Annotated in this window: 18 protein-coding genes; 12 read left to right on the forward strand and 6 right to left on the reverse strand. The window is 70.2% G+C overall.

Annotated features, from left to right (window positions below; translation table 11 throughout):
• Positions 1-3: 3 nt before the first annotated feature.
• The 4 genes from LCF40_RS02805 (at position 4) to LCF40_RS02820 (ending at position 4,055) form a co-directional block, all read left to right on the forward strand.
• Complete coding sequence (locus LCF40_RS02805; RefSeq protein ID WP_224827264.1) at positions 4-609, forward strand: DUF6149 family protein; 606 nt, start codon at positions 4-6, stop codon at positions 607-609.
• 172 nt (positions 610-781) lie between these two features.
• Positions 782-1,603, forward strand: a complete 822-nt coding sequence (locus LCF40_RS02810) for an aldo/keto reductase (protein WP_224827265.1) — start codon at positions 782-784, stop codon at positions 1,601-1,603.
• Between the two features lie 66 nt (positions 1,604-1,669).
• Entirely contained in the window at positions 1,670-2,686 is a 1,017-nt protein-coding gene (locus LCF40_RS02815) for an NAD-dependent epimerase/dehydratase family protein (protein ID WP_224827266.1), read from the forward strand.
• Positions 2,687-2,783: 97 nt separating this feature from the next.
• The gene (locus LCF40_RS02820; protein WP_224827267.1) at positions 2,784-4,055 is read left to right on the forward strand and encodes an MFS transporter; all 1,272 of its coding nucleotides are present in this window, start codon (positions 2,784-2,786) and stop codon (positions 4,053-4,055) included.
• A gap of 3 nt (positions 4,056-4,058) precedes the next feature.
• Here the strand turns inward: LCF40_RS02820 and LCF40_RS02825 are convergent, their stop codons facing one another.
• Positions 4,059-5,534 carry a M23 family metallopeptidase gene (locus tag LCF40_RS02825; protein ID WP_224827268.1) on the reverse strand — a complete coding sequence of 492 codons (1,476 nt, stop codon included), beginning with the start codon at positions 5,532-5,534 and terminating at the stop codon, positions 4,059-4,061.
• A gap of 238 nt (positions 5,535-5,772) precedes the next feature.
• Here LCF40_RS02825 and LCF40_RS02830 point away from each other — a divergent pair, with 238 nt between their 5' ends.
• Positions 5,773-6,627 carry a DUF7351 domain-containing protein gene (locus tag LCF40_RS02830; protein ID WP_224827269.1) on the forward strand — a complete coding sequence of 285 codons (855 nt, stop codon included), beginning with the start codon at positions 5,773-5,775 and terminating at the stop codon, positions 6,625-6,627.
• A 17-nt stretch (positions 6,628-6,644) separates the two neighbouring features.
• Here the strand turns inward: LCF40_RS02830 and LCF40_RS02835 are convergent, their stop codons facing one another.
• Positions 6,645-7,952, reverse strand: coding sequence for an NAD(P)/FAD-dependent oxidoreductase (locus LCF40_RS02835; protein ID WP_224827270.1), 1,308 nt, complete (start codon positions 7,950-7,952; stop codon positions 6,645-6,647).
• 177 nt (positions 7,953-8,129) lie between these two features.
• Between LCF40_RS02835 and LCF40_RS02840 the strand changes: the two genes are divergently transcribed.
• From LCF40_RS02840 to LCF40_RS02850, 3 genes are read left to right on the forward strand one after another with little or no spacing between them, the layout of a single operon-like run.
• Positions 8,130-9,008: a homoserine kinase gene (locus LCF40_RS02840; RefSeq protein ID WP_114575794.1), complete on the forward strand. Its 879-nt coding sequence runs from the start codon at positions 8,130-8,132 to the stop codon at positions 9,006-9,008.
• Complete coding sequence (locus LCF40_RS02845; protein ID WP_224827271.1) at positions 9,005-9,346, forward strand: hypothetical protein; 342 nt, start codon at positions 9,005-9,007, stop codon at positions 9,344-9,346. Before LCF40_RS02840 ends, LCF40_RS02845 begins: the two co-directional genes overlap by 4 nt.
• 42 nt (positions 9,347-9,388) lie before the next feature.
• Positions 9,389-9,661, forward strand: coding sequence for a hypothetical protein (locus LCF40_RS02850; protein ID WP_224827272.1), 273 nt, complete (start codon positions 9,389-9,391; stop codon positions 9,659-9,661).
• 131 nt (positions 9,662-9,792) lie between these two features.
• Here the strand turns inward: LCF40_RS02850 and LCF40_RS02855 are convergent, their stop codons facing one another.
• From LCF40_RS02855 to LCF40_RS02865, 3 genes are all read right to left on the reverse strand, one after another.
• On the reverse strand, positions 9,793-12,120 hold the full coding sequence (locus LCF40_RS02855; RefSeq protein WP_224827273.1) for an amino acid permease: 2,328 nt from the start codon (positions 12,118-12,120) through the stop codon (positions 9,793-9,795).
• Positions 12,121-12,411: 291 nt separating this feature from the next.
• Positions 12,412-13,350, reverse strand: a complete 939-nt coding sequence (gene pdxS / locus LCF40_RS02860; RefSeq protein WP_224827274.1) for a pyridoxal 5'-phosphate synthase lyase subunit PdxS — start codon at positions 13,348-13,350, stop codon at positions 12,412-12,414.
• A gap of 119 nt (positions 13,351-13,469) precedes the next feature.
• Positions 13,470-13,817 carry an avidin-fold protein gene (locus LCF40_RS02865; protein WP_224827275.1) on the reverse strand — a complete coding sequence of 116 codons (348 nt, stop codon included), beginning with the start codon at positions 13,815-13,817 and terminating at the stop codon, positions 13,470-13,472.
• 130 nt (positions 13,818-13,947) lie between these two features.
• On the opposite strand from LCF40_RS02865, the gene LCF40_RS02870 reads away from it, so the two are divergent.
• The 4 genes from LCF40_RS02870 to LCF40_RS02885 are packed head-to-tail and all read left to right on the forward strand — an operon-like array spanning position 13,948 to position 17,312.
• Entirely contained in the window at positions 13,948-14,643 is a 696-nt protein-coding gene (locus tag LCF40_RS02870; RefSeq protein WP_224827276.1) for a DUF1405 domain-containing protein, read from the forward strand.
• Positions 14,644-14,676: 33 nt separating this feature from the next.
• Entirely contained in the window at positions 14,677-15,861 is a 1,185-nt protein-coding gene (locus LCF40_RS02875) for a tRNA sulfurtransferase (protein WP_224827277.1), read from the forward strand.
• A 45-nt stretch (positions 15,862-15,906) separates the two neighbouring features.
• On the forward strand, positions 15,907-16,434 hold the full coding sequence (locus LCF40_RS02880) for a DUF5804 family protein (RefSeq protein WP_224827278.1): 528 nt from the start codon (positions 15,907-15,909) through the stop codon (positions 16,432-16,434).
• Positions 16,431-17,312 (forward strand): alpha/beta fold hydrolase, encoded by an 882-nt coding sequence (locus LCF40_RS02885; protein ID WP_224827279.1) that lies wholly within the window; start codon positions 16,431-16,433, stop codon positions 17,310-17,312. Before LCF40_RS02880 ends, LCF40_RS02885 begins: the two co-directional genes overlap by 4 nt.
• Here LCF40_RS02885 and LCF40_RS02890 read toward each other — a convergent pair.
• The gene (locus LCF40_RS02890) at positions 17,309-18,307 is read right to left on the reverse strand and encodes a PLP-dependent cysteine synthase family protein (RefSeq protein ID WP_224827574.1); all 999 of its coding nucleotides are present in this window, start codon (positions 18,305-18,307) and stop codon (positions 17,309-17,311) included. The genes LCF40_RS02885 and LCF40_RS02890 overlap by 4 nt on opposite strands.
• Positions 18,308-18,341 lie beyond the last annotated feature (34 nt).

The following is an 18,341-nucleotide window of genomic DNA, read 5'->3' on the forward strand; positions in this document are numbered from 1 at the left end:
CGCATGAAGATCAGCCAGAACGCACGCCATTTCGCCTCCCGGAAGGCCCTCGAGACGCCCGTCGTCCGCTCGCTCGCCGTCGCCGGCCTCGTCCGTCTCCACACCCGAGTCTTCACGAAGAAGGCAGACCCCGCCCACGCCGAGGAGCGCAAGGACCACCTCGACGGCCTCTTCGAGGCGACGATGGACACCTACCTCGAGGCCCTCCGTGCGGGCTACTCCGAGGCCGAGGCCCGCGAGATCACCCACGTCCAGGCGAACTTCGACTTCTACAACCACGGCTGGACCGAGATGATGGAGTTCCCCGGCGACGAACTCGAAGAACACTACGACCGCCACGCCGAGTTCTTCTCGACGTGGGGGATCACGATCGCCGACCCGTTGGGCGAGTTCGAACCCGAGGGCGGGATTCCCGAGGCGCCGTCGACCCCCGAGAAACTCGACGACCCCGAGCACCCACACGCCGAGGGCGGGTTCGCCGACGACGTCTACGTCGAGACCGAGGACGGCGACCTCGTCGTCGGCGGCCAGGAGGGTCCGGCGGAGGTGGACGTCTCGAGGGCCGTCGGCGTCGACGGTGACGACGTGGGCGATCGCCCCTCGAAGTGACTCGTAGGGTCGGAGACGGCGATGTCCCGTTCGGTCGGGGTACCGTCGCGACCGATGGCGCACTGACTCGTCTCCGCCCCTCTCACACCCGGCCCGCCGGACTTGAGGACAGGTCGGGGCGCGATCGACCGGGACCCAAAGAGCCACGTCCCGGCGGACGCCCCCGTCGAGTATGCCACTCGAGGAGCTACCCAAGATCGGACTGGGAACCTATTCGGAGGGAGACCGCGAGCAGTGGGGCGAACGCGTACGGACCGCACTCGACCTGGGATATCGCCACGTCGACACCGCCCAGGACTACGGAAACGAAGCCTATCTCGGCGAGGGGATCGAGGCTGCCGACGTCCCCCGCGAGGAGCTCTTTCTCGCGACGAAGGTCTCGTCGGGCGCTCTCGCGTACGACGACGTGCTCGACACCGTCGAGCGAAGCCTCGAAAACCTGCGGACGGAGTACCTCGATCTGCTCTACGTCCACTGGCCGACCGACGCCTACGACCCCGAGGAGACGCTGTCGGCGTTCGACGAGCTCCGCGATCGGGGAGCGATCCGACACGTCGGCGTCTCGAACTTCGAGTCCGACCAGCTCGACCGCGCCCGCGACGCTCTCGACGCGCCGATCGTCGCGAACCAGGTCGAGTGCCATCCCTTCCTTCCTCAGGAGGAGCTTCGCGCATATGCCCGCGAACACGACCACTGGCTGGTCGCCTACTGTCCGCTCGCCCAGGGTGCGGTGTTCGAGGACGCGGAATCCGGGGACTCGGTCGTCGCCGAGATCGCCGAAACACACGACGTCTCGCCCGCCCAGGTCGCCCTGGCCTGGCTGATCGGGAAGGAGAACGTTGCGGCGATCCCGAAAGCGAGCAGCGAGAGCCACATGCGCGACAACCTGTCATCTCAGCGCCTCGAACTCACCGACGAGGAGGCGGCGCGCATCGACGCGATCGAACGCGAACACCGCGTCATCGATCCCGACTTCGGTCCCTGGAACCGGTAGATCGTGTCGATCGGCCGATCCGGCCGGTTCCCGAGGCGTTATCCGTTCCCGGTATAGACCCCTGCCATGGACGTACTCGTCATCGGCGGCACGGGCCTGATCAGCACCGGCATCGTCCGCCAGCTGATCGGTGAGGGACACGATGTGACCGCCGTCCACCGCGGGGAGACCGACGCCGACCTTCCCGGCTCGGTCGACCACCTGATCGCCGATCGGACGGAGTACGCCGCCTTCGAGTCCCGGATGGCCGACCTCGCTCCCGACTGCGTGATCGACATGGTCTGTTTCGATCCCGCCGACGCCGAGAGCGCGATCCGCGCGTTCGAGGGCCGGACCGACCAGTTCGTCTTCTGTAGCACCGAGTCGGTGTACAGCCGGCCGGCCGACTCGCTCCCGATCGACGAGGACGGCCCGCGCTCGCCGCCGACCGACTACGGCACCAAGAAAGCCCGCTGTGAGGACCTGTTCATGGAGGCCCACCGCGAGGAGGCCTTCGAGACGACGATCCTCCGTCCGTGGTCTACCTACGGCGAGGGCGGGACGATCCTCCACACCCTCGGGAGCGACACGGCCTACATCGACCGGATCCGTCGCGGGAAGCCGATCGTCGTCCACGGCGACGGCTCGGGACTGTGGGGCCCCTGCCACCGGGACGACGTCGCCCGTGCGTTCGTCAACGCGGTCGGCAACGAGCGCGCCTACGGCGAGGACTACCTCGTCACGAGCGAGGAGGTGATGACCTGGGAGGTCTACCACCGGAAGGTCGCCGACGCCCTCGACGCCCCCGAGCCCGATCTCGTCTCGATCCCGACCGACGTCCTCATCGAGGCCGCGCCCGAGCGGACGGATCTCCTCGAGGACTTCCTCCAGTACAGCACGCTGTTCGACAACTCGAAGGCCGAACGCGACCTCGACTTCGAGTACACGATCGACTGGGAGCGCGGCGTCGAGCGAACCGTAACCTATCTCGACGAGCACGACCGGATCGACGACGCCGAGGCGGATCCTTTCTACGACCGTCTGATCGAGGCCTGGCGGGGATCCCGAGAGGAGTTCCTCGAGTCGTTCGACGGCGGTTCGTAGCCAGGTGCCGGCCACGAGCCGGTCGGCCCCCGAAAGCGCCGCCGGCTATCCGAGCCGCTAAGTAGTTCCGGGGGCGTTTCTGGCCCAAGACCCACTCGTGGCACTCGATTCGAACGACCGGTCGATCGCCGGCTTCACGATGACGGGCCACGCGCTCGTCCACTGGTTCGAGACGTCGATCCCGATCTTCCTGGTCGTCTGGCTCGCCGAGTTCGACGTCGGCGTCGCCCTCGTCGGGGTCGTCGTCGCGCTCGGCTACGCCCCCTTCGGCCTGGGCGCGCTCCCCGGGGGGATCCTCGCCGATCGCTTCGGCACCAAGCGGCTCATTCTCTCGTGTCTCGCCGGAATGAGCCTCGCCTTCCTCGCGATCGCCGCCGCCGCTCTCGTGGAGTCGATCTACGCGATCGCCGTCGGCCTCGTGCTGTGGGGAGTCGCCGCCAGCGTCTACCACCCCGCCGGCCTCTCGCTGATCTCGACGGGGGTCGAAGAGCGCGGGACGGTGTTCGCCTGGCACGGGATCGCCGGCAACGTCGGCATCGCCCTCGGCCCGTTCGTCGCCGCGACGCTCCTGATCGTCCTCGAGTGGCAGTACGTCGCCGCCCTCCTCGCCCTTCCGGGGCTGGTCGCGGTCGCCTACGGGCTACGAGCCGAGTTCGACCCCCAGGCCGCCGCCGAGACCACCGACGAGGAATCGACCAAGTCGCTCTCGCCCGCGGAACTGCTCGGGAGCTCCCGGGCGCTCTTTGCGAGCGCGTTCGCGATCGTCTTCGTCCTCGTCACCTTCGAGGGCCTGTTCTACCGCGGGACGCTCACCTACCTCCCCGAGATCCTCCAGGGGCTGCCCGCGATGGACGGCGTCGATCTCGGCGCCGGCCTCGAGGGCATCGAACCCGGCCAGTACGTCTACGTCGCCCTCCTGGTCGTCGGGATGGCCGGCCAGTACGCGGGCGGGAAGCTGACCGACCGGGTCCGGGCGGCCCGCGGACTCGCCGCCATCTTCGCGATCCTCGCTCTCCTCGCGCTCGCGTTCGTCCCCGTCTCGGGGCTCGGACTTCCCGTGATCGTGGCCTACTGTGCCGTGCTGGGCTTCTTTCTCTTTGCCATCCAGCCGTTCTACCAGGAAGCCGTCGCGGTCTACACCCCGCCGGACGGCCGCGGGCTCTCCTACGGTTACACCTATCTCGGCGAGTTCGGCTTCGGCGCCGCGAGCATCGCCATCGGCGGCTTCGTCCTCGGGAGTTCGCTCGAACTGTTCTTCGCGATGCTCGCGGGCTTCGCACTCGTCGGCGCCTCGCTGGCGGTCGCCCTCGCCGCCGGCGTCGATTGGGTGCTCTGGAGCGTCGGCGAGGAGGCGACGGCCGACGACTGATTCCTATGCGTTCGATCCCGCTCGTCGTCGGGATTCCCGGGCCGTCTCGCCGGTCCCGAAGGCCCGTTTCAGCCGGTAGCGATCGACCGTCGCGACCAGCGTGTAGACCGCGAACCCGGCCAGGACGAGCCCGGCCGGCGACCGGACCGTCGCCGGGCCGACCGTCCAGAGCGCGGCGACCAGCCCGAGCCCCAGCGGGGCACCGAGCCCGCCGGGTCGCCGGACCCGATCGGTCCCGGCGAGGACTCGGATGGCGAGGCCGACGACCGCGAGCCCGGCGAGCCCGATCCCGACCGCGATCCTCGGGACGGCGAGGCCGGCTGCGAACGCTACGACGCCGCCGACGGCGACCCCGAACGCCGCCCGCTCCGCGGCGGCGACGGCTTCGCGTCCGGCCGTCGTCGCGCCGTCGACGTCGTCCTCGGGGCCCTCGTCGGCCCTCGAGGTCACGCGCTGTCCGGCAGTGATCGTGGTCGCGTCGTCGGGAGGTCTCTCCCCGTCGGGACCGGCGGCGGACGCTCCGGCAGCGTCGTCGGTCCACGGCGACTCGACGGTGACGTTCTCGAACAGCGGGGGGTGGCCGGCGGCCATCTCGAAGACGGGGTGGTCCTGGAACTGGCAGTGGAGGTGTGGCTCCGAGGAGTTCCCGGAGTGGCCGACCCGCCCGACCGGCTGGCCGCGGGCGACGCGCTCGCCGGGGGAAGCGGCGACGCTGCCGGGGACGAGGTGGGCCAGACAGCTGTACTCCTCCGGGCCGTGCTGGATCGTGACGTAGTTGCCCCGGATGTCCCGTTTCAGCGGGTGAGCAAACCCCCCCGCACGCGCCGGCTCGAGGTCGGTGTCGAGGGCGTCGACGACGACGCCGTCCGCCGGCGCGAGGACGGGTTCGTCGTAGCAGTAGTAGTCGGCCGTCGCCGGGTCGGTTCCCTCGGGGCGCGTCCGGCCGTCGTCGTCGGTGACGACGAGGTCGTAGGCGTAGCGCTGGTTCGCGGGGAACCAGGAGTGGGAGTGGTCCTTCTCGGTACTGCCGTTGACGACGGTCCAGGTGCCGGCAACGGGGAGGCGATACGCCGACCGCGGGCTCGCGGGGATCGACCCGCGATACCGCACGATGGCGACGGCCGACCCGGCCAGCTGAAACAGGTCCTGGACCATCGCGAGGGGGTTCAGGACGGCCAGCGGGATCGAGAGGTAGGCGACGAGCCACTCCCGGCCGTCGCCCATGTGGATCCAGTCGGTCGGCTCTGCCGGCCCGTCGGCGCGGCGTGCCAGAGCGTAGTCGACGAGCGGTCCGATCCACACCCAGAAGAACGCGAGGAAACAGAGCGCCAACGGCCGCATGAACTTGAGCGACTCGAACAGGTAGCCCGGTGCCGAGAGCACGCCCAGGAAGCCGACCCGGGCGGGGTCGAGTTCCCGGAGCCGCCGTCGAACTTCGGTCGCCCGGTCTCCCGACGGCTCCCTGTCGGCACCCGTCATCGCCGCCTCCCCCCGTCCGGTTCCCGGCCAGTCCCGTCCAGTCGAGTTCTCGGTTCTCCCTCCACGCTCGTCCGACGCGACGGCCGATCTGCGCGTCCGGGCCGTCCGTGCGGTTCCCGCCGGTTCATGGGTCGACGGACGACGGTCGGCAACGTAACCGTTCTGTGAACTCCGTTTCACGTGAGGCCGTGTCACGACGATCCGGAATCGTCATCCGGATCGCGGCGTATCGCCGCGTATGGGAACGGACGAGGACCTCCTCGCGGACGCCCGCGAGGCGTTCGCCCTCCTCGGGCACGACCTCCGCCTCGAGATCCTGCTGGCCCTGCTCGCCGAGTGGGAAGCGATCTACACCGAGCCCGTGGGGTACGCCGAGTTGATGGCCGCCGTCGGGGTCGAGGACAGCGGCCGGTTCAACTACCACCTCCAGCGGCTGCGTGGCGCGTACGTCCGCAAGGTCGAGGGCGGCTACGTCCCCACCGCGAGCGCGACGGCGCTCTACCGGGCGGTGCTGGCCCACCGGCCGACCAGTTCTATCGAACCCGATCCTGGCTCGATCGACGCCGCCTGTCCGGCCTGTGGGTCGGCCCTCGCTCTCGAGTACGAGCGCGGGTTCGCCTCGCTCGACTGCGACGCCTGCGAGCGGTGGCCGGGGTTCACGTACCCGTTCCCGCGAAACGGGTTCGAGGGCCGGGACGGCGAGGCGGTGCTCGAGGCGCTCTCCGATCGCGTCCGCCACCACCTCGAACTCGCCCGCGGGGGCCAGTGTCCTCACTGTGCGGGATCGACGACCGTCGATCTCCGCCCGGATGCGGTCGGCTCGGAGGCCCACTACGTCGGGATCGCCTGCGACGTCTGTCCGTTCGTCGTCGGGATCGACGCCCTCGCGGCGATCCGGGGGGACGAACGGGTCGCCTCCGTCCTCCGGGAGGCGGGCGTCGAGACCGGGAGGTACTGCTGGGAGCTCCCCGAGACGACGGCGCGGGTCGAGTCCCGGGAGCCGCCGCTGCTCGCCGTCGAGATCGAGGCGGCGTCCGTGACGGTCGTGATCGACGAGGCTCTCGCGGTCCGCGAGGTTCGGTCGGCGGAGTAGGCGTCCGTCCCGCGCCTTTAGTGCCCGAGGATCCGATCCGCACACGCAAACCCCGCCTCGATCGCCCCGTTCAGGCTCCGCTCGGGATACTGCGCCCGGCTTGCCATCCCGGCGTAGTAGACGCCGTCTGCGACCTCTTCCGCGAGGTCGTACGGAACCACCCGGTCGAGATAACCCAGGTCGTAGATCGGCGCGGTTTGGGGGTTCCTCGCGGTCCGAACCCAGTTCGTGCTCTCGGGATCGAACTCGGGAAAGAGGTCGGCGACGCCGCGGAGCCACCGGCGCTCGACTTCCCTGTTCGAGAGCCCCCAGAGCTCCTCGTCGGGGTTCTGGACGTAGCTCGCGAGGTAGTAGAGGTGTTCGCCGCCGTAGCGCTCGGGCGGGATGAAGTTCGTGTGCTCGACGAAGAGGCCGAAGGGGGTTTCGTCGGCGAGGTTGAGCCAGTAGGTATCGGTGAGCGACTGCTCGGCGCTCACGACCGAACAGATCGTCCCCTGGAACTCGATCCCGCACTCGTAGCCCGTCAGGCTCTCGAGGACGGAGGGCATCGCGGCGATGATGACCCCGTCGACCTCGTGGCGTTCCCGCTTCCCGCCGCGCTCGACGGTCAGGGATTCGACCGCGTCGCCAGGAGAGAGGCAGGTCACTCGCGCGCCCGTCTCGATGGTCTCCCGGCCCACGGCGTCGATCAGGGCGTCGACGAGGACGCCGATCCCGCCGTCGGGATAGCCCAGGATCTCGCCCCGGAGGAGGTCCCGCTCGCCCCGGAAACGGACCCGGCCGAGCAGCCAGGCCGCGCTCACTTCGCCGGCCCGCGAGCCGAACTTCGCCTCGAGGAGGGGCGCCCAGAAGTTCTCGTAGACCCGGTCGGTGGTCCGCTCGCGGAGGAACCGTTCGGCGGGGACGTCGTCGTACTCCTCCAGGTCGCCGTAGCGCTCGACTCTCGGTACCATGCCGTCGAACCGGACGTCGATCTCGCTCACGAGCGCGGCGAGGTGAAGCTTGTCGATCGTCGAGAGCCGGGGGTAGGCGAGGATCTGCCAGGGCGTGTCGAGGGGATGGACGACGCCGTCGGCGTACGTCGCCGTCCGGCCGACGCGCCACTCGACCTTGACGCCGAGCCCGTCGGCGAGCTCGAGGATCGTCTCCTCGGCCCTCGAGAGGTGGTGATAGAAGGCCTCGATGGGGTCGCCGGCGGTCTCGTAGCTCCGGGCGAGGCCGCCGATCTCGTCGCCGGCCTCGAACACCCGGACCTCGCGGCCGGCTTCCCGGAGGCGGTAGGCCGCCGCGAGCCCCGCGAGGCCGCCGCCGACGACGCCGATCATGGTCGCCGTTTCGGGGGGCGGTCCTTGGGGGTTGCGAAGCGGGGGCGCCGCCGGGGCGGGAGCCGCCCAGTGTTTGGCGGGGATCGTCTCCGGGACTCCGGGAGGCGGTAGCGACGCCCGGAGCCGAAGTTCGGCCGCTGTCGCTACCTTTTTTGCCACACTGTCTGAACAGCGGGTATGCTCACCGTGCGGGCCCCCGCGACGAGCGCGAACCTCGGAAGCGGCTTCGACGTCTTCGGGATCGCGCTCGACCGGCCCGCCGACGTGATCCGGGTCGAACGCGCCCCCGAGACCACGATCACGGTCACCGGGGTCGGCAGCCAGTACATCCCCGAGGACCCCGCAAAGAACACCGTCGGGGCCGTCGCCGACGCCCTTGACGCGCCGGCCCACATCGAGATCGACAAGGGCGTCAGACCCTCCTCCGGGCTGGGCTCCTCCGCCGCAAGCGCGGCGGGCGCCGCGGTCGCGCTGAACGAACTCTACGATCGGGGACGCTCGCGGGAGGAACTCGTCCCGATCGCTGCCGAGGGCGAGGAGGTCGTCTCGGGGATCGCCCACGCCGACAACGTCGCGCCCGCCCTGCTCGGAGGGTTCACGATCGTCGCGGGCGGCGAGGTCGTCCGCGTCGACGCCTCGCTCCCGATCGTGGCCTGTCTCCCCGAGGCATCGGTCTCGACTCGGGACGCCCGCGAGGTCGTCCCGCGGTCGGCGCCGATCGAGGACGTCGTCGAGACGGTCGGCCACGCCTCGACGCTCGCGGTCGGGATGACCAGGGACGACCCGAAGCTCGTCGGCCGCGGGATGGACGGCGGGATCGTCACTCCCGAACGGGTCGCGCTGATCGAGGGCTACGGGGACGCCCGCGAGGCGGCCCTCGACGCGGGGGCGACCGGCGTCACCGTAAGCGGCGCGGGCCCGACCCTGCTCGCGGTCTGCCGGGAGGGAAACCGCCGGAGCGTCGCCGGCGCGATGCTCGATGCGTTCGACGCCCGCGGCGTCGAGAGCCGGGCCTACCAGACCGCGATCGGCGAGGGCGCCCGGCTCTACGAGTGACCGCCCGGCGGGACGCCGCCCTCGCCGGGGCGGTGCTGGTCGCGGCCGTGGTCGTCCTCGCCGCCGTCGGGGCCAGGCTCACCCCCGGCTGGCTGGCCCTCGGCGCGCTCGGAACGGTCGGCTTCGAGCTCGTCGCGTCGCGGGACCCGGAAGCGGTCCGGCGTCGCTGGGAGCGCCCGGTCGTGCAGGCGGCCTCGGTCGTTCTCGCGCTTTCGGGCGTCGCTCTCGGGGCCGTCCTCGCGCCGTCGGTGGTCCTCCCTGCGGTCGTCGGGGCGCTGGCGGCGTATCTCCTCGTTCTGGCCGGGAGCGCCGCGGTCGGACGTTCCGGTCGACGCTGAGAGCGGGCTGAGTTATTTACCGGAGGCGATACGAGTCGGCGTATGGCGGATCGCTCGATTCCCCGGCCGAACGCTTACGGCACGATCGCGCTCGTCTGTCTGGTCGGAAGCGTCGTTTCGGCGTTCCTGGGAGCTCCCCTCTCCGTCCGCGGCGGGTTCGGCGCGCTCGCGGTCGTCACGGTCGCCGCCGCGATGTACCGGTCCCGCTCGCCGCGCCCCTCGCGGGACGAGGATGCCGATTCCGGCGATGGCGACGATGACGACGAACGGGAGGGCGAACTCGAGGGACAGAAAGGCGCGACGGGGTTCAGCTAGCGACGAAGCGGGGAAAGAGAACCGCCCCCGTGAGTGGCATGTCGGGGGCGGTCGTGCGACGCGAGAGTGACGCCGGCCGCAGCGGGCCGACGTATGGTACATAGTGCCACGGACGCATAAGCGTATCGCCCCTACTCGTCGTCGCTCTCGAGGGCGGCCGCCGGGGACTCTCCACCGGCGGTCTCCGGGGGGGTCTTGGTTCGTCGCCCGGAGCCGACGAGCCGGTCGATCATGCCACGGTCGTGTTTCTTCTCGGCGAGCAGGACCGAACAGTCGACGTCCTCGAGGACGCCGAGTACCAGCGAGCCCCGGAACAGCCGGGAAAGAAAGCCGGTCTCGGTCGCGCCGATGATGAGCAGGGTCGCGTCCTCGGCGGCCCGTTCGATGTGGCGCTCGACGTCGCCGGTCTCGACGCGGAGCTCGGCGTCGGGGAGGCCGTGTTCGCCGGCCCACTCCGAGAGGAACGCCCGGCCGTCGTCGGCGTCGTCGGCGACGTGCAACAGGGTCACCTCGGCGTCGAACTCGGCGGCGAGGGTGCGGGCGATCGCGGCCGAGAGGTCGGAGTCGGGGCCGCCGGCGGTCGGAACCAGGATCCGGGAGGGGTCGAAGCCCCGATCCCGGACCACGAGGAAGTCGGCGGGCAGCGAGTGGGCGAGTTCGTCGATCGCCGACTCCGCACGCCCGGGCGCGCCGTGGGAGTCCTCGCCCCACCCCATCACGACGAGGTCGGCGCCGTAGGTGCGTGCCGCGTCGAACACCTCCTCGAACGTGCGGTGAGAGAGGACGACGTGGGTCTCGACGTCGACGCCGAACGTCTCGGCGTCCGCCTGGGCCCGCTCGAGGAGGTCGCGGGCGGCGTCGTGTGCGCCCCGGTCGCGGGCGGCCGAGAGCGTCGTCTGATCGGGGACGTTCGCGACGTTGACCGCGACGACGGTCCCGTTTCGCCGGCCGGCGATCGCCGACGCGAGCGTGATGAGGTGTTTCTCCGTCGCCGGGTTCGAGAGCGGCACCATGACGCGGTAGTCGTCGCCGCCGGGCTGGACGGACGTCGTCACCGACACCGCGGGGTCGGGGAGGTCCTCGGAACGGTCGAGCACCCAGCCCGCGAGCACGCCCGGGCTCTCGACGCGAGCGCGGGCGTAGACGAAGTACCAGAGCGCGGCGAAGCCGACGAGTCCCGCCGAGAGCCCGATCACGAGGGGTTCGATGTACGCGATCAGCGCGAACGACGTCACCGCGCCGACGATCGGGACGACCGGGTACAGCGGCACCTCGAAGTCGGGATCGTAGCCCGCCGGATCGGCCTCCCGCATCACGATCAGGGCGAGGTTCAACAGGCCGTAGACGATCAGGTGGAGCACGGAGCCCGCCGTCGCCAGCAGCTCGAGGTTGCCGACGAGCAAGAACAGGAGGATGAGCGCGCCCGTGATCGCGATCGACTTGTAGGGCGTGCCGAATCGGGGGTGGATCTCGTTCAACGACGGCGTCACGATCTTCTCGCGGCCCATCGCGAAGTTGATCCGCGACGACGAGAGGATCGAGGCGTTCGCCGAGGAGGCCGTCGCGAGCAACCCGCCGAACAACAACAGCGCCCAACCGACGGCGCCGAAGTCGAACCCGAAGAGGCTGTACTGCCCGAACAGCAGCCGTGCGGCGTCGACGACGGCGGTCTCGTTGTTCGCGACGAGGTCGGTCGGCACCGCCGCGAGGAGCACGACCAGAAACAGCGCGTAGACCGCCGTGACGATGAGGACAGAGCCGATGACCGCCCGGGGGAGGTTGCGTCCCGGATCCTTGATCTCCTCTGCGACCGAGGTGATCTGGACGAACCCGAGGTAGGAGACGAAGACGACGGCGGTCACCGGCAGCACCTCCCCGGTCGCTCCCGGCGGCGCGATCGGGGTGAGGCTCTCGAGGTCGGCGTTCGCGAGCCCGATAACGGTGAATATCGCGAGGATCGCCATCAGGAGGGTCACGATGACGATCTGGAGGCCTCCCGTCTCCTTGGCCCCGAAGTAGTTGACGGCGATGAAAACCAGGGCTCCGACCAGCCCGATGAGCTGGGCGGCCTGGAGGACGACCGGGCCGAGTTCGAGCGCCGAGAGGCCGACGAAGCTGTTGACGTACTCACCGAGGCCGTACATGTAAAAGGCGGAGGCGAAGGCCAGTCCCAGCCAGTTGGCCCAGCCGCTGATCGAGCCGAACAGCGGCCCGAGCGCGTGGTTGATGTAGAAGTACGCGCCGCCGGATTTGGGCATCGCCGTCCCCAGCTCGGAGGCCGAAAGCGCCGTGAACAGGGCGATGACGCCCCCGAGGACGAACGTGGCCGCCGCCAGCGGGCCGGCCCGGGCGACCGCCGTCCCGGGGAGGACGAAGATCCCGGCGCCGATCATCGTCCCGATCCCGATCGTCAGCGCCGCCAGCGGGCCGAGGTCCTTGGCGAGTTCCTCGTCGCTCATCGCGCGGCGTTCCGTCTGAGGGGGTTCGTGTCGCGGAACACGCGTCTCACGGGCGCGATTGCCCGGGTGACGTCGGTTTCGGGGTAACTCGAGCTACGCGGTGATCCGTCATGCGTCGTGGTCTCGGCTCGGAGGCCATAAGTGGGGCTGGTTCACCCGCGAGCACGGTTTCCTCCGCCTAGTGGGAGGACGTCGACTCCGGAACCCGACTCATACGGACCGGTATAAGTCATTACCGGCGAAACCGTGACCGTTCCGCGTTTCGCCGGTAAATCGTTACAGCAATCCGTATCAGACGCCCCGCCCCTGGAGCTTCTCCTCCTCGGGAAGGTCGACGTTCGCGTCGCCGCGCATTCCCTTGCCGAGGCCCGCCGAGATCTCCGCGAGGGCCTCGGGGTCGTCCCAGGAGTTCACCGCCCGAACGATTGCGTCGGCCATCGCCTTGGGGTTCTCGGCGCCGAAGATGCCGCTGCCGACGAAGATGCCGTCACACTGGTGGTGCATCATCAGCGCCGCGTCGGCGGGCGTCGCGATCCCGCCCGCGGCGAAGTTCACCACGGGGAGCCGCCCCATCTCGCTCGCCTCGTGGACCAGTTCGGCGGGCGCCTCGATCTCGCGGGCGTAGGCTTCCCGTTCCTCGTGGCTCTTGCCCTCGAGTTCGGCGATCGCTCCTCGAATGGTTCGCTGGTGGTGGACCGCCTGGTTGACGTCGCCGGTGCCCGCCTCGCCCTTGGTGCGGATCATCGCCGCGCCCTCGCCGATCCGCCGGAGGGCCTCGCCCAGATCGCGGGCGCCACAGACGAACGGCGCGGTGAACTCCCGCTTGTCGATGTGGTAGGCGTCGTCCGCCGGCGTGAGGACTTCGCTCTCGTCGATCATGTCCACGCCCACGGCCTCGAGGATCTCGGCTTCCTTCCGGTGGCCGATCCGGGACTTGCCCATCACCGGAATCGAGACCTCCTCGACGATTTCCCTTACTTGCCCGGGGTCGGCCATCCGGGCGACGCCGCCGCGCTTGCGGATGTCCGCGGGCACCGCCTCCAGGGCCATTACCGCGACCGCACCGGCGTCCTCGGCGATCCGGGCCTGTTCGGGGGTCACGACGTCCATGATGACGCCGCCTTTCTGCATCCGGGCGAACCCGCGCTTGACGAGGTCGGTCCCGCGTCGCAGCCCCTCGAGATCCAGGTCGGAGTCGGCGTCGGCGCCGGCGCCGGTTTCCTCTGACATACCTACGGCTTGGACCGGGCGCACTTACGCGTGTCCGTTCCGTGCGTGTCAGGATCATCCGTTCCGTCGATCGGGGGAAACGGCGTTTTGCGGTGGTTTCCGGCTCCCTTGCCCGGTCGCTACGCCTCGATCTCCTCGTGGACCGAGGTTCCGCTGCCGGACTTCGACTCCCACTCCCACTCGTCCTCGACGCGGACGCGGCCGTCCTCGAGCCGGGAGACGACCCCGACCGAGTGTCCGGTCGCGGTCTCGCCGTCGGCGGTCACCTGGACGTACCGGACGTCCCATCGGTCCTCCTCGATCGTTCCGAGGAGGTGGCCCTCGACGACGCTCCCTCCGGAGTAGGTGGCAGAGAGGCGGTTTCCGTCCTGTTCGAACTCGAATACGGTGTCCGGACCGACGTTCCCCGCCGCGTCGTTTTCGACGGCGACGAGGGTCCGTCCGTCCAGCGAGACGGGTTCGGCCATCGACACGCGATTTCCGCCGGGGGCTGATACGGGTTCGGTCTCACGCCGTCGGCGGTTCGATCTTCGGCGGGGGTTCCCCTCGAGCGCCCAATCGCCATCGTTTTGGCCCGACCCGTCCTCGCTCCCGACGATGCAGGTTCTCGACGGACGGGTTCCCGACCGGGACCCGCTCCCGCGATACCTCGCTCCGGTCCCGAAACGTATCGAGGACCTCGGGCTTCGCCTGGTCTGGCTCGTCGTCGCGATCAACCTCGCGGGGACGGCCTTCGGCTTCTGGTACTACCGGGCTCAGTTCGCCGCCGAGCCGGCGGTGATGTGGCCGTTCGTCCCCGACAGTCCGCTGGCGACGCTGCTGATCGCCTGTGCCTTCGCGGCCTGGCGCCTGGGATACGACCTCCCCTGGCTGGCCGCGCTCGCCTTCTTCGGGAACGTCATCCTGGGGCTGTGGACCCCCTACACCCTGCTGGTCTTTTACGAGACCTACACCGCCCAAACGCATCCTCTCATGTTCCTGTTCCTGTTCTGTAGCCACCTCGCGATGGTCGTCCAGGCGCTCGTGCTCCACCGGATCACCGACTTTCCGGTCTGGGCCGTCGCCGTCGCCCTCGCGTGGTACGCGACCGATCTGGTCGTGGACTTCTTCGTCCCGATCGTTGGCAGCTACCACCACACGGCGATCCCGGTCGCCCGCGAGACGGAGATGGGGTTCGGTGCGACCGCCCTCGGTGCCGTCGCCGCGGGCGCGACCCTCTTTACGCTGCTGGCGCTCTTTCTCGCGCTCGCGACTCGAGTGAAGAAGCTCGAGGCTCGCGGCACGAAGCCGTGACCCCCTTATAGCTCCCACCGTCTATCGCTCTCCATGTATCCGCCGGGAGCCGACACCGTCCTCGTCCGTCACGGGGACGTCAACACGAAGAGCCGCCGCGTCAAGCGGCGCATGGAGGGGTTCCTCGCGGAGAACGTCGAAGCGCTGCTCGCCGATCGGGGGATCCCAGGGGAGGTCGAACGCCGGTGGAATCGTCCGCTGGTCCACACCGATCCCGACCGGGTTGCCGAGGCCCGCGGGGCTGCGAGCGACGCCTTCGGCGTGGTCTCGGCGAGCGCCTGTCTGACCACCGAACCCGATCTCGACGCGATCACCGACGCGCTCGCGGAGGTCGCCCGAGAGCGCTACGAGGAGGGGAGCTTCGCGATCGACGCCCGCCGGGCGAACAAGGAGCTCCCGTTTACGAGCCAGGACGTCGCCCGCGAGGGCGGCGACGCCGTCTGGCGAGTAGTCGAGGATGAAGGCGAGTTCGAACCAGAGGTCGATCTCGACGACCCGGATCTCACGTTCGCGGTCGAGGTCCACGGCGACGTCGCCTTCCTCTCGCTGGACGTCGAGGAGGGTCCCGGCGGACTCCCGCTTCGGACCCAGGCACCCCTGGTCGCGCTCGTCAGCGGCGGGATCGACTCGCCGGTCGCGGCCTACGAGGCCATGCGCAGGGGGAGCCCCGTCGTCCCGGTGTACGTCGATCTGGGCGACTACGGCGGCCCCGATCACGAGGCCCGCGCGATCGAGACCGTCTCCCGGCTCGCGGAGTACGCGCCCAACACGGACCTGAGCGTCTACCGGGTTCCCGGCGGCGAGACGGTCGCCCACCTCGCCGAGACGATGGAGCAGGGGCGGATGCTCTCTCTCAGACGGTTCTTCTACCTCATCGCCGAACGGGTCGCCGGGCGGACGGGCGCCCGCGGGATCGTCACCGGAGAGGCGATCGGCCAGAAGTCGAGCCAGACGGTCCGGAACCTAGCCGTGACCGACGAAGTGACCGACCTCCCGATCCACCGGCCGCTGCTGGCGTGGGACAAACAGGAGATCATCGCCACGGCCCGCGAGATCGGCACGTTCGAGGAGTCGACGATCGACGCGGGCTGCAACCGGATCGCGCCCGACCAGGCCGAGACCAACGCCCGCCTCGATCGGCTGCTCGAGGTCGAACCCGACGACCTCGCGGCGCGCGCCGAGCGGGCGGCCAGCGAGGCCACCGTCGTTGAGCCCTGACTGGCGAGCGAAACCCCCATTACGCCGCCGGCCCCACCTCGGGGCGTGACGCGCGTCTGTCTCCTCGGGAAGGACGATCTCGATCTGCGCTACGAACTCCTCTCCCGAGAGACCTCGCGGGAGGCGCTTGCGACCTATGGCCGCTCCCGTCCCTACGAGAACTCGATCGCGGTCCGGACGGTCAGCGTCGGTGGCGCGGTCTCCTTTCTCAACGACCTCGACTGGTACCTCGTCAGGTTCGTCGAGGAGGCGATCGTCCAGGAACCGAGCGTCGACCCCGACGAGTGGCTCTCGCGGCCGCTGGCGGAGGCGCTGCGGGACGGCCGAATCGAGCCCGGGGAGACGGGGGAGTACTTGAAGATCTACGGCGTCGAACGCGCCGACAACGGGGCGGACGGCGACGGGAGACGAGAGGACGCGGGTGAGGCGGCCGGAACGGTCGTCGAGACGGCCCCGCGGCTCGTCGAACCGCTCTACGTCCGCCGAACCGACGGCGACCTGCCGGAGTACGACCTCCGGGAGGTCGAGGACACCCTCGTCGTCCGGCTCACCGAGGAGGAGTTCTCCCAGTGAGCCGCCCGAACGACGGCGCCGCCGGCGACGGACCAGGCGTCGGTAGCGGCACGACCACGATCGACGGGGCGCGACTGGCTTACCGGCGCGCGGGGACCGAGGGACCGCCCGTCGTCCTCCTCCACGGCGGCGGGATAGACGACGCCGAGCTCTCCTGGCGCCACGCGATCGACGACCTCGCGGCCGACCACCGTGTGTACGCCCCCGACTGGCCGGGCTACGGCGACAGCCCGGATCGGGAGGAACACTCGACTGTGGCCTACGCCCGGCTTCTGGAGGGATTTCTGGAGCGGGTCGTTCCCGACGAGCCGGTCGCCCTCGCGGGGATCTCGATGGGCGGGGCGGCCGCGCTCGGCTACGCTCTCGAGAATCCGGGGCGGGTCGATCGGCTCGTCCTCGTCGGGAGCTACGGGCTCGGCCCGCGGGTCCCGGCGGGATCGCTCTGGAAGTCCCTCGCGCACGTTCCCGGAGCGAACGCCGCCGGCTGGGCGGCGCTTGGCACCTCGCGGGCGGCCGCCCGGATGGGCCTCGGCAACGTCGTCGCGGATCCCGGCGGGCTCCCGCCGGAGTTCGTCGAGAGCGTCGTCTCCCGCGCCCGCGAGCCGGGTGCGGGCCGGGCGTTCGAGGCCTTCGTCCGGGCCGAACTCCGCCCCGATGGAAGCGTCGGGACCGACTACACCGACCGCCTCGGCGACCTCCGGGTTCCGACGCTGCTCGTCCACGGCCGGGCGGACCCGCTGTTTCCTGTCGCCTGGTCGGAGCGTGCGGCCGAACGGATCCCGGACGCCAGGCTCGAGACCCTCGATTGTGGCCACTGGGTGCCCCGCGAGCGGCCCGACGAGTTCGTCGGGATCCTTCGGACCTTCCTCGAGCCCTAATCGAACATGCCCGTCGAGAGGTAGCGCTCGCCGCTGTCCCAGAAGACGGTGACGACCAGCGGGCAGTCCTCGACCTCCCCGCCGTCGGTCTCCGTTTCGGTCCCCGTCCCTGGCCCGCCCGCAGCGCCCATCGCCTCGTAGGCGTCGGGGACCTGCGGACACTCCCGTTCGGGATCGGCGATCGCGTCGGCCTCGCTTCGGGCGACGAGGCTCGTCGCGCCGCTCGATTGGCCCACGAGGACGCCCTCGTCGTGGGCTAGCCGGCGACACTCGGCCTCTGCGTCCTCCAACTTCACCGTCTCGACGCGGTCGATGAGCGAGGTGTCCAGGTTCTCGCTGACGAACCCGGGACCCATCCCCTGGAACTCGTCCTCGCCGGACTCGCCCGTCGAGAGAACCGGGTTGCGGGCGGGTTCGACCGCGACGATCTCCATCTCGGGGAACTCCTCGCGCAGGCGACGGCCGACCCCAGTGAGGGTGCCGCCCGTTCCGACGCCCGCGACGAAGGTATCGACCTCGCGCTCGCCGACCTGTTCGACGACCTCCTCGCCGGTCGTCCGGTAGTGGGCCTCGGGGTTGGCGGGGTTCTCGAACTGGCCGAGTTGGACCGCGCCCGCGGCCTCGATCTCGTCGGCGCGCTCGCGGGCGGCGTCGATCCCGCCCTCGACGAGTTCGATCTCGGCGCCGTAGGCCGCCATGATCCGGCGGCGTTCCTCGGACTTCGAGGCCGGCATCACGACCGTGAGGTCGTAGTCCCGGGCGGCGGCGACGAGCGCCAGCCCGATCCCCGTGTTTCCGCTGGTGGGCTCGACGAGGCTGTCGCCGGGCTCGAGACGGCCCTCGCGCTCGGCGGCGCGGATCATCGCCATCGCGGGCCGATCCTTCGCCGAGCCGCCCGGGTTGAACGACTCGATCTTCGCGGCGACCGTCGCGCCCTCGGGCGAGCCGACCTCGACGAGGGGCGACCCGATCGTCCCCAGAATGCTGGCGTCCATCGCCGCCGGGTAGGCGGTCGAAACGGAAAGCCGT

It is taken from the genome of Saliphagus infecundisoli (genome assembly GCF_020177375.1).
GTDB lineage: Archaea > Halobacteriota > Halobacteria > Halobacteriales > Natrialbaceae > Saliphagus > Saliphagus infecundisoli.

Coding starts and splice junctions, on each gene's coding strand:
- LCF40_RS02805 (WP_224827264.1), top strand. CDS start 4: ATGAAGATCAGCCAGAACGCACGCCATTTCGCCTCCCGGAAGGCCCTC.
- LCF40_RS02810 (WP_224827265.1), top strand. CDS start 782: ATGCCACTCGAGGAGCTACCCAAGATCGGACTGGGAACCTATTCGGAG.
- LCF40_RS02815 (WP_224827266.1), top strand. CDS start 1,670: ATGGACGTACTCGTCATCGGCGGCACGGGCCTGATCAGCACCGGCATC.
- LCF40_RS02825 (WP_224827268.1), bottom strand. CDS start 5,534: ATGACGGGTGCCGACAGGGAGCCGTCGGGAGACCGGGCGACCGAAGTT.
- LCF40_RS02830 (WP_224827269.1), top strand. CDS start 5,773: ATGGGAACGGACGAGGACCTCCTCGCGGACGCCCGCGAGGCGTTCGCC.
- LCF40_RS02835 (WP_224827270.1), bottom strand. CDS start 7,952: ATGATCGGCGTCGTCGGCGGCGGCCTCGCGGGGCTCGCGGCGGCCTAC.
- LCF40_RS02840 (WP_114575794.1), top strand. CDS start 8,130: ATGCTCACCGTGCGGGCCCCCGCGACGAGCGCGAACCTCGGAAGCGGC.
- LCF40_RS02850 (WP_224827272.1), top strand. CDS start 9,389: ATGGCGGATCGCTCGATTCCCCGGCCGAACGCTTACGGCACGATCGCG.
- LCF40_RS02855 (WP_224827273.1), bottom strand. CDS start 12,120: ATGAGCGACGAGGAACTCGCCAAGGACCTCGGCCCGCTGGCGGCGCTG.
- pdxS (WP_224827274.1), bottom strand. CDS start 13,350: ATGTCAGAGGAAACCGGCGCCGGCGCCGACGCCGACTCCGACCTGGAT.
- LCF40_RS02865 (WP_224827275.1), bottom strand. CDS start 13,817: ATGGCCGAACCCGTCTCGCTGGACGGACGGACCCTCGTCGCCGTCGAA.
- LCF40_RS02870 (WP_224827276.1), top strand. CDS start 13,948: ATGCAGGTTCTCGACGGACGGGTTCCCGACCGGGACCCGCTCCCGCGA.
- LCF40_RS02875 (WP_224827277.1), top strand. CDS start 14,677: ATGTATCCGCCGGGAGCCGACACCGTCCTCGTCCGTCACGGGGACGTC.
- LCF40_RS02890 (WP_224827574.1), bottom strand. CDS start 18,307: ATGGACGCCAGCATTCTGGGGACGATCGGGTCGCCCCTCGTCGAGGTC.